At 68.6% G+C, this 14132-nt stretch carries 14 protein-coding genes; 9 read left to right on the forward strand and 5 right to left on the reverse strand.

Annotated elements, in window-relative coordinates; all coding sequences use genetic code 11:
• Positions 1 to 57: 57 nt before the first annotated feature.
• The 3 genes from gnd to dnaA form a co-directional block, all read right to left on the reverse strand.
• A complete protein-coding gene (gene gnd / locus C3489_RS03530; RefSeq protein WP_103779721.1) occupies positions 58 to 933 on the reverse strand; it encodes a phosphogluconate dehydrogenase (NAD(+)-dependent, decarboxylating) in 876 nt (291 codons plus the stop codon).
• A 143-nt stretch (positions 934 to 1076) separates the two neighbouring features.
• Positions 1077 to 2207, reverse strand: a complete 1131-nt coding sequence (gene dnaN, locus C3489_RS03535; protein ID WP_103779723.1) for a DNA polymerase III subunit beta — start codon at positions 2205 to 2207, stop codon at positions 1077 to 1079.
• A gap of 1058 nt (positions 2208 to 3265) precedes the next feature.
• On the reverse strand, positions 3266 to 5320 hold the full coding sequence (gene dnaA, locus C3489_RS03545; protein WP_103779725.1) for a chromosomal replication initiator protein DnaA: 2055 nt from the start codon (positions 5318 to 5320) through the stop codon (positions 3266 to 3268).
• 397 nt (positions 5321 to 5717) lie between these two features.
• Here dnaA and rpmH point away from each other — a divergent pair, with 397 nt between their 5' ends.
• From rpmH to C3489_RS03590, 9 genes are all read left to right on the forward strand, one after another.
• Positions 5718 to 5855: a 50S ribosomal protein L34 gene (gene rpmH, locus C3489_RS03550; RefSeq protein WP_003956500.1), complete on the forward strand. Its 138-nt coding sequence runs from the start codon at positions 5718 to 5720 to the stop codon at positions 5853 to 5855.
• A gap of 21 nt (positions 5856 to 5876) precedes the next feature.
• Positions 5877 to 6248, forward strand: coding sequence for a ribonuclease P protein component (gene rnpA / locus C3489_RS03555; RefSeq protein WP_103779727.1), 372 nt, complete (start codon positions 5877 to 5879; stop codon positions 6246 to 6248).
• A complete protein-coding gene (yidD, locus tag C3489_RS03560; RefSeq protein WP_103779729.1) occupies positions 6245 to 6598 on the forward strand; it encodes a membrane protein insertion efficiency factor YidD in 354 nt (117 codons plus the stop codon). The genes rnpA and yidD overlap by 4 nt, the downstream gene beginning before the upstream one ends.
• A gap of 3 nt (positions 6599 to 6601) precedes the next feature.
• Positions 6602 to 7924: a membrane protein insertase YidC gene (gene yidC / locus C3489_RS03565; RefSeq protein ID WP_103779731.1), complete on the forward strand. Its 1323-nt coding sequence runs from the start codon at positions 6602 to 6604 to the stop codon at positions 7922 to 7924.
• A 15-nt stretch (positions 7925 to 7939) separates the two neighbouring features.
• Positions 7940 to 8452: a R3H domain-containing nucleic acid-binding protein gene (locus C3489_RS03570; RefSeq protein ID WP_103779733.1), complete on the forward strand. Its 513-nt coding sequence runs from the start codon at positions 7940 to 7942 to the stop codon at positions 8450 to 8452.
• Between the two features lie 117 nt (positions 8453 to 8569).
• On the forward strand, positions 8570 to 9286 hold the full coding sequence (gene rsmG, locus C3489_RS03575) for a 16S rRNA (guanine(527)-N(7))-methyltransferase RsmG (protein WP_103779735.1): 717 nt from the start codon (positions 8570 to 8572) through the stop codon (positions 9284 to 9286).
• A gap of 265 nt (positions 9287 to 9551) precedes the next feature.
• Positions 9552 to 10625 (forward strand): AAA family ATPase, encoded by a 1074-nt coding sequence (locus C3489_RS03580; RefSeq protein ID WP_103779822.1) that lies wholly within the window; start codon positions 9552 to 9554, stop codon positions 10623 to 10625.
• The gene (locus tag C3489_RS03585; protein ID WP_103779737.1) at positions 10622 to 11719 is read left to right on the forward strand and encodes a ParB/RepB/Spo0J family partition protein; all 1098 of its coding nucleotides are present in this window, start codon (positions 10622 to 10624) and stop codon (positions 11717 to 11719) included. The genes C3489_RS03580 and C3489_RS03585 overlap by 4 nt, the downstream gene beginning before the upstream one ends.
• A 299-nt stretch (positions 11720 to 12018) precedes the next feature.
• Entirely contained in the window at positions 12019 to 12636 is a 618-nt protein-coding gene (locus tag C3489_RS03590) for a GNAT family N-acetyltransferase (protein WP_103779739.1), read from the forward strand.
• 81 nt (positions 12637 to 12717) lie between these two features.
• On the opposite strand, the gene trxA is transcribed toward C3489_RS03590, so the two are convergent.
• Both trxA and trxB read right to left on the reverse strand, forming a co-directional pair.
• Entirely contained in the window at positions 12718 to 13044 is a 327-nt protein-coding gene (trxA, locus tag C3489_RS03595; RefSeq protein ID WP_103779741.1) for a thioredoxin, read from the reverse strand.
• Between the two features lie 57 nt (positions 13045 to 13101).
• Positions 13102 to 14073, reverse strand: coding sequence for a thioredoxin-disulfide reductase (gene trxB, locus C3489_RS03600; protein ID WP_103779743.1), 972 nt, complete (start codon positions 14071 to 14073; stop codon positions 13102 to 13104).
• Positions 14074 to 14132: the final 59 nt, after the last annotated feature.

The following is a 14132-nucleotide window of genomic DNA, read 5'->3' on the forward strand; positions in this document are numbered from 1 at the left end:
GTTCGCCGACCTCCCCAACCTTCGGGTAGTGCGTGGTGCGCTTGCTCGTGCTGCGCGTTACTTCTTCTCGACCGCGTGGCCGCCGAACTGGTTCCGCAGCGCCGCGATCATCTTCATCTGCGGCGAGTCCTCCTGACGGGAGGCGAACCGCGCGAACAGCGACGCGGTGATCGCCGGCAGCGGCACCGCGTTGTCGATCGCGGCCTCCACAGTCCAGCGTCCCTCACCGGAGTCCTGTGCATAACCCCGCAGGCCGTCCAGGTGCTCGTCCTCGTCGAGGGCGTTGACCGCGAGGTCGAGCAGCCAGGAGCGGATGACCGTGCCCTCCTGCCAGGAGCGGAAGACCTCGCGGACGTTGTCCACGGAGTCGACCTTCTCCAGCAGCTCCCAGCCCTCGGCGTACGCCTGCATCATCGCGTACTCGATGCCGTTGTGGACCATCTTCGCGAAGTGCCCGGCGCCGACCTTGCCCGCGTGCACCGAGCCGAAGTCTCCCTCCGGCTTGAGCGCGTCGAAGACCGGCTGCACCTTGGCGACGTTCTCGGCGTCACCGCCGTACATCAGGGCGTAGCCGTTCTCCAGGCCCCACACACCGCCGGAGACACCGCAGTCGACGAAGCCTATGCCCTTGGCGGCCAGCTCCCGGGCGTGCCTCTCGTCGTCGGTCCAGCGGGAGTTGCCGCCGTCCACGACCACGTCACCGGGCTCCAGCAGCTCGGCGAGCCGGTCGATGGTCGACTGGGTGGCCTCGCCGGCCGGCACCATCACCCAGACCACGCGCGGGCCGGAGAGCTTGCCCACAAGCTCTTCCAGGCTGTGGACATCCGCGACGTCCGGGTTGCGGTCGTATCCGACGACGGTGTGGCCCGCGCGGCGGATCCGCTCGCGCATGTTGCCGCCCATCTTGCCGAGGCCGACGAGACCGAGCTCCATCAGTTGTGTTCCTTAAGGTCGCTGTGACGGACGAGCACGCACGTGCTCGCGCCCGAGCCTAAACCCGGACGCTCGTGCACAGCTGTGGGCATACGCGCTCAAACGTATGCCCTCACCTGGGGCTTTCACCTGGGGCTCTGCCGTCAGCCGCTGAGGCGCACCGGCATGATCAGGTACTTGTAGGCGTCGTCCGCCTCGGCGTCCAGGGCCGGCTTGCCGCTCAGCAGCGCGGGCTTGGTGGACGTCGTGAACGACAGCTGCGCCACCGGGGAGTCGATCGCGCTCAGGCCGTCCAGCAGGAAGGTCGGGTTGAAGGCGATGGAGATGTCGTCGCCCTCCAGCTGGGCGTCGACCCTTTCCACAGCCTGTGCGTCGTCGCTGGAGCCGGCCTCCAGGATCAGCACACCCTGCTCGAAGCTGAGGCGCACGGGGGTGTTGCGCTCGGCGACCAGGGCCACACGCTTGACGGCCTCGACGAACGGGGCGGTCTCGATCACGGCGACGGAGTTGAACTCGGTCGGGAACAGCGTGCGGTACTTCGGCAGGTCGCCTTCGAGCAGACGGGTCGTGGTCCGGCGGCCGGCGCCCTCGAAACCGATCAGGCCCTCACCGGCGCCCGAGCCGGACAGCGCCAGCGTGACGCTGTCGCCCGCGCCGAGCGACTTGGCGGTGTCCAGGAGCGTCTTGGCGGGCACCAGGGCGACCGCGGAGGCGTCCGGGTTCTCCGGCTTCCACAGGAACTCGCGGACCGCGAAGCGGTAGCGGTCGGTGGAGGCCAGGGTGACCGTGTCGCCCTCGATCTCGATGCGCACACCGGTGAGGACGGGCAGCGTGTCGTCACGGCCGGCGGCGATGGCCACCTGCGAGACGGCGGCGGCGAAGACCTCGCCGGGCACGGTGCCGGTCGCGTTCGGCATCTGCGGCAGCGCCGGGTACTCCTCCACCGGCAGCGTGTGCAGGGTGAACCGGGACGATCCACAGACCACGGTCGCCCGTACACCGTCTGTGGAAATCTCCACCGGCCGGTTGGGCAGCGCACGCGAGATGTCGGCGAGCAGGCGGCCGGAGACCAGGACCGTGCCCTCCTCCTCGACCTCGGCCTCGACGCTGACGCGCGCGGAGACCTCGTAGTCGAAGCTCGACAGGCTCAGCTGGCCGTCCTCGGCCTTCAGCAGCAGGCCGGCGAGGACCGGCGCCGGCGGACGGGCCGGGAGGCTGCGTGCCGCCCAGGCCACTGCCTCCGCGAGTACGTCGCGTTCCACCCGGATCTTCACCGTAAGCCGCCTCCTGCTGTTGCCGGCGCTTGTCGCCCTGCTTCGCTTCGTCGTCCGTCTCGGTGTCATCGGCCCCGGGGAGGGGAAGGACACCGGAGACCAGTCTGACGCACCGCACTGACAGTAGGTGCCTGTCGGGGTCAAGTCGTGACGAGGGGCGGTCGGTCAACCGACAGCGAGTTGTGCACAGGGCCCGCTTCGAAACGAATTCCGCGCTCTCTATCGTCGTTGGTAGTAGTAGGGCCTGTGGATACCGTGGATAACTTCGTTTTCCCAGCTCAGAGCGGGAATTTTGTCCACGGGGCCTGTGGGTGGAGGCGGTGGACAACCGGGGCCCTCTGTGGAGAACGGAAAGTTCTGCACACACCGTGCACAGGCTGAGGCGAGTTCTCCCCAGCGGCGTCCCCAGTTTTACCCGGGTTTCCCACAGCCCAACCCGGCAGCTTCGTGTGACGGCTTTCACTCGACGCGGTGAGAAGGCGCGTCGCCTTGCCGAACAGTGGACAGACTTGTGGAGAAGCGGGCGATCGCTGGGGACAACCGGGCTCAGCCTGTGGGTTGCCCGTGGACAACTTCGTGCACAGGGTGTGGACCGCCGAGTTGTCCACACCCTGTGGATCTTCTTCGTCCACGGATCCACAGGCACCTGAGCTGCGCCGATGCCGTTCCCCCAGCCTTCCCTGTGGACACGATCTGGACAACTCGGCAGTCCCCAGGATGTGGACGCGAAAAAGTCGCCGAATCTGTGGAGAGAGGCCGTAACCCGGCATCTAATCGAACAAGAGATGACAGATGTACGACGGCGGGTGGGGGGCGTTGTCCGGCCGGTACGGGTCTTCGTATGGGTAGCGGAGGCCGGCTGGGGCCTGGGGACGGGGTGATGGCGGGTCCGGGAGGCGCCGTTCCGCGGGCTGGAGGGCTTGCCGGGGCGCCGTTCCGACGGCCCGGGGTGCCCTTCGCGGGGGCCGGGGCGGCTGTGAGGTCCGTAAACGCCGGAGGGCGTCCCCGGAGAACCCGGAGACGCCCTCGGACGCGCTCTGAACGGCCGGCTCGGTGCCTCAGCCGGCCTTGATGCGGTTGGTCAGCTCGGTGACCTGGTTGTAGATCGAGCGGCGCTCGGCCATCAGATTGCGGATCTTGCGGTCCGCGTGCATCACCGTCGTGTGGTCCCGGCCGCCGAACAGCGCACCGATCTTCGGCAGCGACAGGTCCGTCAGCTCACGGCACAGGTACATGGCGATCTGGCGGGCCGTGACCAGCGCGCGGCCGCGCGAGGTGCCGCACAGGTCCTCGACCGTGAGGCCGAAGTAGTCGGCGGTCGCGCTCATGATCGCCGTCGACGTGATCTCGGGCGCCGAGTCCTCGCCGCCGGGGATCAGGTCCTTCAGCACGATCTCCGTCAGACCCAGGTCCACCGGCTGCCGGTTGAGCGAGGCGAACGCCGTCACCCGGATCAGCGCGCCCTCCAGCTCACGGATGTTCCGCGAGATCCGCGAGGCGATGAACTCCAGCACCTCCGGCGGGGCGTTCAGCTGCTCCTGCACCGCCTTCTTGCGCAGGATCGCGATACGCGTCTCCAGCTCGGGCGGCTGCACGTCGGTGGTCAGGCCCCACTCGAAACGGTTCCTCAGCCGGTCCTCCAGCGTCACCAGCTGCCGGGGCGGCCGGTCACTGGAGAGCACGATCTGCTTGTTGGCGTTGTGGAGCGTGTTGAAGGTGTGGAAGAACTCCTCCTGCGTCGACTCCTTGTCCGCCAGGAACTGGATGTCGTCGACCAGCAGGATGTCCATCTCGCGGTACCGCTTGCGGAAGCTGTCGCCCTTGCCGTCGCGGATGGAGTTGATGAACTCGTTGGTGAACTCCTCCGAGCTCACGTACCGCACCCGCGTGCCCGGGTAGAGGCTGCGCGCGTAGTGCCCGATCGCGTGCAGCAGATGCGTCTTGCCGAGCCCGGACTCGCCGTAGATGAACAGCGGGTTGTACGCCTTCGCGGGTGCCTCGGCCACGGCCACCGCGGCGGCGTGCGCGAAGCGGTTGGAGGCGCCGATGACGAACGTGTCGAAGAGGTACTTCGGGTTCAGCCGCGCGGTCGGCTCGCCGGGCCCGGAGGCCGGCGCGGGCTGCGCGGCCAGCGGGCCCGGCGCCCCGGTGGTGGGCAGGTTCGGGCCGACGGGTCCGCCGCGGTGCACATGCCCGGAGCCGGCCGGCGGCTCGGGCAGCTCACGGCGGCCGCCGTCGCGCTGGTCGTAGTCGCGGTGGTCGCGAGGATCCCGGTGCTCGCGCGGATCACGGGGATCGCGCGGATCACGAGGGTCGCGGGGGTCGTACTCGCCGCGTGACGGTTCGTAGTCACCGCGTGCCTGGTCGTAGGACGGACGGTCCACCGGCGGGCGGTAGTCCGCCGACGACGGCGAGGCGTACGGATCCTTCGCCGGCCCACCCGTGGCGTACGGGTCGCTCCCGCCGGGCCCGCCCGAGCCGTACCGGTCCTTGCCGGCGGGTCCGCCGGAGGCGTACGGGTCGTTGCCCGAGGGGCCGCCCGAGGCGTACAGGTCCCGCTCGGGGAAGCCGAGGCGCTGCTGCTGCCAGCCGTAGTCGTCCTGGTTGGCGCGCGGCCAGGCACCGGGCTCCGGGCGCTGGTACTCGGACGGGTAGGCGGGCCGAGCGGTGGGGAGCTGGTCACCGGACTCCCCGCGGTGCCGGCCGTACCCCTCGTACTGGTCGTACTGCGGGGCGGCGGGCAGCTCGGGCTCCTCGTAACGCGGTTCCTCGTAACGAGGCTCCTCGTAGCGCGGCTGCGACGGGGCGGGCGGCGCGGCGGGGGCCGGGGGCTCGCCCGCCGAGTCGTCGACGGTGATCGCGATCCGGATCGGCCGGCCGCACTCGCGGCTCAGCGTCTCGCTGACGATCGGCGCGAGACGGCCCTCCAGGACGTTCTTCGCGAACTCGTTCGGCACGGCGAGCAGGGCCGTGTCGGCGACCAGCGCCAGCGGCTGGGTGCGCCGGATCCAGTGCTCGTCCTTGGCCTCGACCCCCTGGCCGCGTCCCTCGCCGAGGAGCTGCTCCAGTACGCGTGGCCACACTGCGGCAAGATCGGCAGGTACGTCAGCCACAGGGCACGCTCTCTCATGGTGTCCCTCGAACGTGTGGTTCGGGGACGGGTCGGGATGTGAATCGGGTGGTTGAGGGGACAAGGGAACGAATCGGAGTCCAGCCACGGTAGTCAGCGCGGCGGGTACGGTTCAAGTTGTTGTCCCCAGGCTGTGGACAAGTGTCTCCCGGTGACCGTCGGTTTGACCGGATGGCGTAGTCCCGCGTACCGTAACCAGGTCGAGTTGTCGATGGCTGCTGCCGCCTGCCTCCGATGGGCACAGATCACGTCCCCGCCAGTTGGGGGTGAACCGGTGATCGGAAAGCGGTGCACTCGGGCGTAACGCGAGCTACTCGTGGGCGCACGGTGACAGCCAGGACGGCACCCCGCCAACCCCGATTTCTTTCTGGAGCCCCCGAGTGAGCAAGCGCACCTTCCAGCCGAACAACCGTCGTCGCGCGAAGACCCACGGCTTCCGGCTGCGTATGCGCACCCGTGCCGGCCGCGCGATTCTCGCGTCCCGCCGTAGCAAGGGTCGCGCCCGCCTGTCCGCCTGATCCCGATCAGGTCATGACGTCGTGCTGCCCACCGAGAACCGGCTGAGGCGGCGCGAGGACTTCGCGACCGCGGTACGACGAGGCCGCCGGGCCGGCCGCCCGCTTCTCGTCGTCCATCTTCGCAGCGGTGCCACGGACCCGCACGCGCCAGGGGAGAGCGCTCCCCCGACGCGTGCGGGTTTCGTCGTGAGCAAGGCCATCGGCGGCGCGGTCGTGCGCAACAAGGTGAAGCGCAGGCTTCGCCATCTGATGCGCGACCGGGTCACCCTGCTGCCCCCCGGTAGCCTGGTAGTCGTACGAGCGCTGCCCGGTGCGGGTGACGCCGACCATGCACAGCTGGCCCGAGACCTGGACGCCGCTCTCCAGCGGCTGCTGGGAGGGGGCGCGCGATGAAGTACCCACTGCTGGCCCTGATCAAGCTCTACCAGTGGACGATCAGTCCACTGCTCGGGCCGGTGTGCAAGTACTACCCGTCGTGCTCCCACTACGGCTACACGGCGATCGACCGGCACGGTGCGATCAAGGGAACGGCACTCACGGCCTGGCGCATCCTGCGGTGCAATCCGTGGTCGCCAGGCGGTGTGGACCATGTTCCGCCGCGCAAGCGCCCGCGGTGGCACGAAATGCTGCGTGACGCCTGGCGTGCACGCAGGGGCGGGCCTTCCGCCGCCGAACCGGCCACCGACGGGGAGATCCCTTCGAGCCCGGCCGCAGAGACCTCGCCCCATGCCCAAGGAGCATGATTAGTGGACACGATTGCCAGCCTCTTCAGTTTCATCACCTGGCCCGTCTCCTGGGTCATCGTCCAGTTCCACAAGGTGTACGGGGCGATCTTCGGGCCTGACACCGGGTGGGCCTGGGGCCTGTCCATCGTGTCCCTGGTGATCCTGATCCGCATCTGCCTGATCCCGCTCTTCGTGAAGCAGATCAAGGCGACGCGCGCGATGCAGACGCTCCAGCCGGAGATGAAGAAGATCCAGGAGCGCTACAAGAACGACCGGCAGCGTCAGTCCGAAGAGATGATGAAGCTGTACAAGGAGACGGGTACCAACCCGCTCTCCTCGTGCCTTCCCATCCTCGCCCAGTCGCCGTTCTTCTTCGCCCTGTACCACGTGCTCAACGGCATCGCGACGGGCAAGACGATCGGCGTCATCGACGATCAGCTGCTCGAAAGCGCCCGTAAGGCGCACATCTTCGGGGCCCCGCTCGCCGCGAAGTTCATGGACAGCGAGGAGAAGGTCGCGGCGCTCGGCGCCACGCTGACCGACGTCCGGGTCGTCACCGCGATCATGATCGTCCTGATGTCGTTCTCGCAGTTCTACACGCAGCGACAGCTGATGACGAAGAACGTCGACACCACGGTGAAGACGCCGTTCATGCAGCAGCAGAAGATGCTGATGTACGTCTTCCCGGTCATGTTCGCCGTCTTCGGCATCAACTTCCCGGTCGGTGTCCTCGTCTACTGGCTGACCACCAACGTGTGGACCATGGGCCAGCAGATGTACGTCATCCACAACAACCCGACCCCGGGTTCCAAGGCCCAGGCCGCCTACCTGGAGCGCCTGTACAAGCACGTCACGCACCACGGCAAGGTCGGCCGTCGCCGGGACAAGGTCATCATCAAGGCCATCGTCGCCAAGGGCCGCGACCGCAACGAGTTCGAGCGCAAGTTCATCAACGGCCTGAACAAGGTCGGCCTGGCCGCCCAGGCCGACGGCACGGTGATCCGCGGCGAGAGCCAGACGGCCACTCTGACCGAGGACGGCACGCCCACCAGCACGACCGGTGCGCCCAAGCGTCAGCAGCCCAAGCGCCAGTCCAAGGCCCAGCGCCAGTCCGGCGCGGCGAAGGCGGCCGGTGAGTCGTCGAGCGACGCTTCCTCCGACGCCACCGACTCCGCGGGCCCTTCCGGCTCGACGTCGCTGAGCAAGTCCGACCAGCCGGAGGACGCCAAGCCCGCCGGCGCCGCCAAGAAGGCCGCCTCGAAGCCGGGCTCCGGCACCCGCAGCAAGGCCCAGTCCGGCCAGCGCAAGGGTCCGCAGCGGCCCAAGTCCCCGTCCAAGAAGTAAGAAGGAGCCCATCCCGTGACGGAAGGCACCACCTCCGCCGCTGCCGAGGGTGCAGACACCCTGACCCGCCTGGAGCAGGAGGGCGAGATCGCGGCGGACTACCTTGAGGGTCTGCTGGACATCGCCGACCTCGACGGCGACATCGACATGGATGTCGAGGGCGACCGGGCCTCCGTGTCGATCATCAGCGACACGGGCAGCCGCGACCTGCAGAAGCTGGTCGGCCGGGACGGCGAGGTGCTTGAGGCGCTGCAGGAGCTGACGCGGCTGGCCGTGCACCGGGAGACCGGCGACCGCAGCCGGCTGATGCTGGACATCGCCGGCTACCGCGCCAAGAAGCGCTCCGAGCTGTCCGAGCTGGGCGCCAAGGCCGCAGCCGAGGTCCGGAGCAGCGGTGAGGCCAAGCGGCTCAAGCCGATGACCCCGTTCGAGCGGAAGGTCGTCCACGACGCGGTGAAGGCCGCGGGCCTGCGCAGCGAGTCCGAGGGCGAGGAGCCGCAGCGCTTCGTCGTCGTCCTGCCCAACTGACGTCGATACGTACGTCACTCCGGCCCCGTCTGGTGCGCAGACGGGGCCGATCTTTGTCAGCCTGTAGTTCTGGTGGTCGGCGCGGTGGCGCTGATGCGGTACGGAAGGACGGTCCCCGTGACGGAGGCAGCGGAGCTCCCCCCTGCGCCCGAGCAGGCGCGCGACGTATTCGGTGATCGCTTCACGGATGCGGTCCGATACGCCGAGCTCCTGGCCGAGGCCGGTGTGCGGCGAGGGCTCATCGGTCCCCGGGAGGTGCCGCGTCTGTGGGAGCGGCACCTGCTGAACTGTGCCGTGCTCTCGGAGGTCGTGCCCGAGGGCGTGACCGTGTGCGACGTCGGCTCCGGAGCGGGGCTGCCCGGTATCCCGCTGGCGCTCGTCCGGGACGACATCAAGATCACGCTGCTGGAGCCGCTGCTGCGGCGCACCACCTTCCTCACCGAGGTCGTGGAACTGCTCGGGCTCGACCATGTCACCGTCGTGCGCGGCCGCGCCGAGGAGGTCATGGGCAAGCTGCCGCCCGTCCATGTGGTCACGGCCCGTGCGGTCGCACCGCTGGACCGGCTCGCCACCTGGGGCATCCCTCTGCTGCGTCCCTACGGCGAGATGCTCGCGCTCAAGGGCGACACCGCGGAGGAGGAGCTGAAGGCGGCAGCCACCGCACTGAGCAAGCTGGGTGCGGTGGAGACGTCGATCCTCCAGGTCGGTGAGGGCGTGGTGGATCCCCTGTCGACCGTGGTGCGCGTCGAGGTGGGGGAGAGCCCCGGCGGGGTGCGGTTCGCGGCGAAGAGGGCCAAGGCCGCGCGGACGGGTCGGGCACGTCGGCGGCGCTGATCGCTTCTGACGGCCAGGCGTACTCCACACAAGCTGCCCGGCCTACGCATGACGGAGTGTCGCGGCGGTTCGGCCCCAGGCGCTGTGCATCGTGTTTCACGTGAAACGTCGCTCACTGCTGCACGGCATCATCAGTCGGGGCCGCGCTGCGGCCGAACCCCGCGACCGTAAGCCCCTCGGTTCACTCGATGAGGGAACGGAGTTGTCCACAGAGGTGGATTTCTCCACAGAAGACCAGACCTCACTGGTTCACGACCCCGAAGGCATGCGAGGCTCTGTTCATTGCGAGCCTGAAGTCGAGGAGAGTGAATCCTTGCGGTCCGACGCCAACATCGCGGGACCGATGACCGATCCGGTCCCCGGTCCCCGTACTGAGTCGTTGGGGGAGGATGTTTCACGTGAAACACCGCCCCCCATGGACGACACTCCGATCGGTCGTGCTGCCCAACTGGCGGTAGAGGCTCTTGGCCGCGCCGGCGAAGGTCTGCCGCGACCCGAGCAGACCCGTGTGATCGTGGTCGCCAACCAGAAGGGCGGCGTCGGCAAGACGACGACGACCGTCAACCTTGCCGCCTCGCTGGCTCTCCACGGCGGCCGAGTGCTGGTGATCGACCTCGATCCGCAGGGCAACGCTTCCACCGCGCTGGGCATCGACCATCACGCGGAAGTCCCTTCCATCTACGACGTGTTGGTCGACAGCAGGCCGCTCGCCGAGGTCGTGCAGCCGGTCCCCGATGTCGAGGGCCTCTTCTGCGCCCCGGCCACCATCGATCTGGCCGGTGCCGAGATCGAGCTGGTGTCCCTGGTGGCGCGAGAGAGCCGGCTCCAGCGGGCGATCCAGGCGTACGAGCAGCCGCTGGACTACATCCTCATCGACTGCCCGCCCTCGCTGGGCCTGCTGACGGTGAACGCGCTCGTCGCGGGCCAGGAGGTCCTGATCCCCATTCAGTGCGAGTACTACGCGCTGGAGGGCCTGGGCCAACTGCTGCGCAACGTCGACCTGGTGCGGGGCCACCTCAACCCCACGCTGCATGTGTCGACCATCCTGCTCACCATGTACGACGGCCGGACGCGCCTGGCGTCCCAGGTCGCCGAAGAGGTGCGCACCCACTTCGGTGACGAGGTGCTGCGGACGAGCATTCCCCGCTCGGTCCGTATCTCCGAGGCACCGAGCTACGGGCAGACGGTTCTGACCTACGATCCGGGGTCGAGCGGTGCCCTGTCCTATCTTGAGGCGGCACGAGAGATCGCGCTGAGGGGCGTCGGCGTCAGCTATGAGGCTGCGCACGCCCACATCGGCGCACAGAGCAATCCGAACATGGTGGAGGGGATTCAGTGAGCGAGCGACGAAGGGGGCTGGGCCGTGGACTAGGCGCACTGATCCCTGCTGCCCCGACCGAGAAGACGCCGGCCGCCACAGCGCTGGGAGGTTCGGCGTCCACCTCCCCCGCAGCGGTTCCGCTGCTGACGAGCGACCGCGGAGTGGCCGCGGCCAAGGTGGCCACGCTGCCGCCGCCTGTTTCACGTGAAACCGAGCCGGCGACCGATGCGGTGGAGACGCCGGTGGCTCCTGTCGGGGCCCACTTCGCGGAGATCCCCCTCGACGCCATCAGGCCGAACCCCCAGCAGCCGCGTACCGTCTTCGACGAGGACGCGCTGGCGGAGCTCGTGACCTCCATCAAGGAGGTCGGCCTCCTCCAGCCGGTCGTCGTACGGCAGGTGGGCTCGGCCCAGTACGAACTCATCATGGGTGAGCGGCGTTGGCGGGCCTGCCGCGAGGCGGGTCTGGAGGCCATCCCGGCGATCGTGCGGGCCACGGAGGACGAGAAGCTCCTCCTGGACGCGCTGTTGGAGAACCTGCACCGGGCTCAGCTGAACCCGCTGGAAGAGGCCGCCGCCTACGACCAGCTGCTGAAGGACTTCAACTGCACGCACGACCAGCTGGCGGACCGCATCGGCCGGTCCCGCCCTCAGGTCTCCAACACCCTGCGGCTGCTGAAGCTCTCGCCCAAGGTGCAGAACCTGGTGGCCGCGGGTGTGCTCTCCGCCGGGCATGCCCGGGCGCTGCTCGGTGTCGAGGACTCCGAGGAGCAGGACCGGCTGGCCCACCGGATCGTGGCCGAGGGGCTTTCGGTGCGGTCGGTGGAGGAGATCGTGACCCTCATGGGGTCGCGGCCGCAGAAGGCTCAGCGCGCCAAGGGCCCGCGGGCCGGCGGTCGGCTCTCCCCCGCGCTGTCCGACCTGGCGACCCGGCTGTCGGACCGCTTCGAGACGCGGGTGAAGGTGGACCTCGGGCAGAAGAAGGGCAAGATCACTGTCGAGTTCGCCTCCGTCGAGGATCTCGAACGGATCCTCGGCACGCTCGCCCCGGGCGAGGGACCGGTCCTGCAGCGGAGCCTTCAGGACGACGGCGAGGAGCAGTCCGACGACTGATCGCCGGCCTTGAGCGGGCCGTGTCCGGTGTGTACCGGAACACGGCTCGCTCTTTGCTTTCTGCCGGTATCGAGGGAATCGCATCGTGGATACGATGCGTTGGGGTATGGCGCATCCACCTGGCAGGCACGTTTCAGTGGGAGGCGGGGAGCCGTGCGAACGATGAGCCGGACCGGACTGGTGAGCGCGGGACTGGGCCTGGGCGCGGTCGGCGGCTTCGTCGGCAGCCTGCTCAGGGAACGAAGTGCTCTGACAGCCGCCCGCGACGCCGCGGGCGAAGGAAGCGAGGAACAGCCTTCATGGGGCGTCGGCTCGTACCGCTCACGCTGGACAACCTTCAGGACCTTCCCAAGCGCTGTCGCTCGTGTGTCTTCTGGGAGCTCGATCCCGTCAGTGGCGAAGCCGCGGTAAAGGCGGGGACACCGGCCCTGGAGAAGGAAGCCTGGATCTCCGCGGTCCTGCTGGACTGGGGCTCCTGCGGTCGCGTCGTCTATGTCGACGACAACCCCGTGGGCTATGTGCTCTACGCGCCGCCCGCGTATGTGCCCCGCTCGACGGCCTTTCCGACGAGCCCCGTCTCGCCGGACGCCGTGCAGCTGATCACCGGCTTCATCCTGCCGGGCTACCAGGGGCAGGGATTGGGCCGGGTGATGGTCCAGACGGTGGCGAAGGATCTGCTGCGCCGTGGGTTCAAGGCCATCGAGGCGTTCGGGGACGCGCGCTGGAAGGAGCCGGCCTGTCTGCTGCCCGCGGACCATCTGCTGGCCGTGGGCTTCAAGACGGTCCGCCAGCATCCGGCGCATCCGCGGCTGCGGCTGGAGCTGCGCTCCACGCTGTCCTGGAAGGAGGACGTGGAGCTGGCGCTGGACCGGTTGTTGGGCGCGGTGCAGAAGGAGCCGGCGCTGCGGCCGCTGTGATGTTCTGAGGATGCGATCCTCTGAGGATGTGAAAGGGGCCGGCCCATACGGGCCGGCCCCTTTCATGTTTCACGTGAAACGTCAGCCGATGAAGTCCTCAAGGTCGCGCACGATCGCGGCCTTCGGCTTGGCGCCGACGATCGTCTTGGCGACCTCGCCACCCTGGTAGACGTTCAGCGTCGGGATGGACATGACGCCGTACTTGGCGGCCGTACCCGGGTTCTCGTCGATGTTGAGCTTGACGACCTCGATCTTGTCGCCGTACTCGGCCGCGATCGCCTCCAGCGACGGGGCGATCTGACGGCACGGACCGCACCAGGCGGCCCAGAAGTCCACCAGGACGGGCTTGTCGCTCTTGAGGACGTCCTGCTCGAAGGAGTCGTCGGTCACGTTCTTCAGGTCGGCCACGGCGGGGCTCTCCTTAATCGGGTTGGTGCGTGGGGCGGAAGGGGTCAGACAGAGCGATCAGACGGAGGTCTTCTCGGGCTCGGCCTGCTGCTCGTTGTCGGCAAGAGCGGCGAGGAAGCGCTCGGCGTCCAGGGCGGCGGAGCAGCCGGTGCCGGCCGCGGTGATCGCCTGGCGGTACGTGTGGTCGACCACGTCACCGGCGCCGAAGACACCGGTGAGGTTCGTCCGGGTGGAGGGGGAGGCGACCTTCAGGTAGCCCTCCTCGTCCAGGTCCAGCTGGCCCTTGAACAGCTCGGTGCGCGGGTCGTGGCCGATCGCGATGAACAGACCGGTCACCGGCAGGTCGGAGAGCTCGCCGGTCTTGACGTTGCGCAGCTTCAGGCCGGACAGCTTCTGGTCGCCCTGGATCTCGGCCACCTCGCTGTCCCAGACGAACTTGATCTTCGGGTCGGCGAAGGCGCGCTCCTGCATGGCCTTGGAGGCACGCAGGGTGTCGCGGCGGTGGACGATGGTCACGGACTTGGCGAACCGCGAGAGGAAGGTGGCCTCCTCCATCGCGGTGTCACCGCCGCCGATCACGGCGATGTCCTGGTCCTTGAAGAAGAAGCCGTCGCAGGTGGCGCACCACGAGACACCGCGGCCGGAGAGCGCGTCCTCGTTCGGCAGGCCCAGCTTGCGGTGCTGGGAGCCGGTGGTGATGATCACGGCCTTGGCCTGGTGGACCGTGCCCGCGGTGTCGGTGACGGTCTTGATCTCGCCGGTCAGGTCGACGGAGACGACGTCGTCGGGGATCAGCTCGGCACCGAAGCGCTCGGCCTGGGCGCGCATGTTGTCCATGAGCTCGGGGCCCATGATGCCGTCGCGGAAGCCGGGGAAGTTCTCCACCTCGGTGGTGTTCATCAGCGCACCGCCGGCGGTGACGGCGCCCTCGAACACCAGGGGCTTCAGCGACGCGCGCGCGGTGTAGAGCGCCGCCGTGTAGCCGGCGGGCCCGGAGCCGATGATGATCACGTTACGGACGTCGCTCACGGCTTGATTCCTCGTCTCTGGACTGCGTCGTACGGCCGGTGGAGCCCCTTTCAGAACTC

It is taken from the genome of Streptomyces sp. Ru71, from assembly GCF_002920535.1.
Classification (GTDB): Bacteria; Actinomycetota; Actinomycetes; order Streptomycetales; family Streptomycetaceae; genus Streptomyces.

Coding starts and splice junctions, on each gene's coding strand:
- C3489_RS03580 (WP_103779822.1), top strand. CDS start 9,552: ATGCGAGGCTCTGTTCATTGCGAGCCTGAAGTCGAGGAGAGTGAATCC.
- yidD (WP_103779729.1), top strand. CDS start 6,245: ATGAAGTACCCACTGCTGGCCCTGATCAAGCTCTACCAGTGGACGATC.
- gnd (WP_103779721.1), bottom strand. CDS start 933: ATGGAGCTCGGTCTCGTCGGCCTCGGCAAGATGGGCGGCAACATGCGC.
- C3489_RS03590 (WP_103779739.1), top strand. CDS start 12,019: ATGGGGCGTCGGCTCGTACCGCTCACGCTGGACAACCTTCAGGACCTT.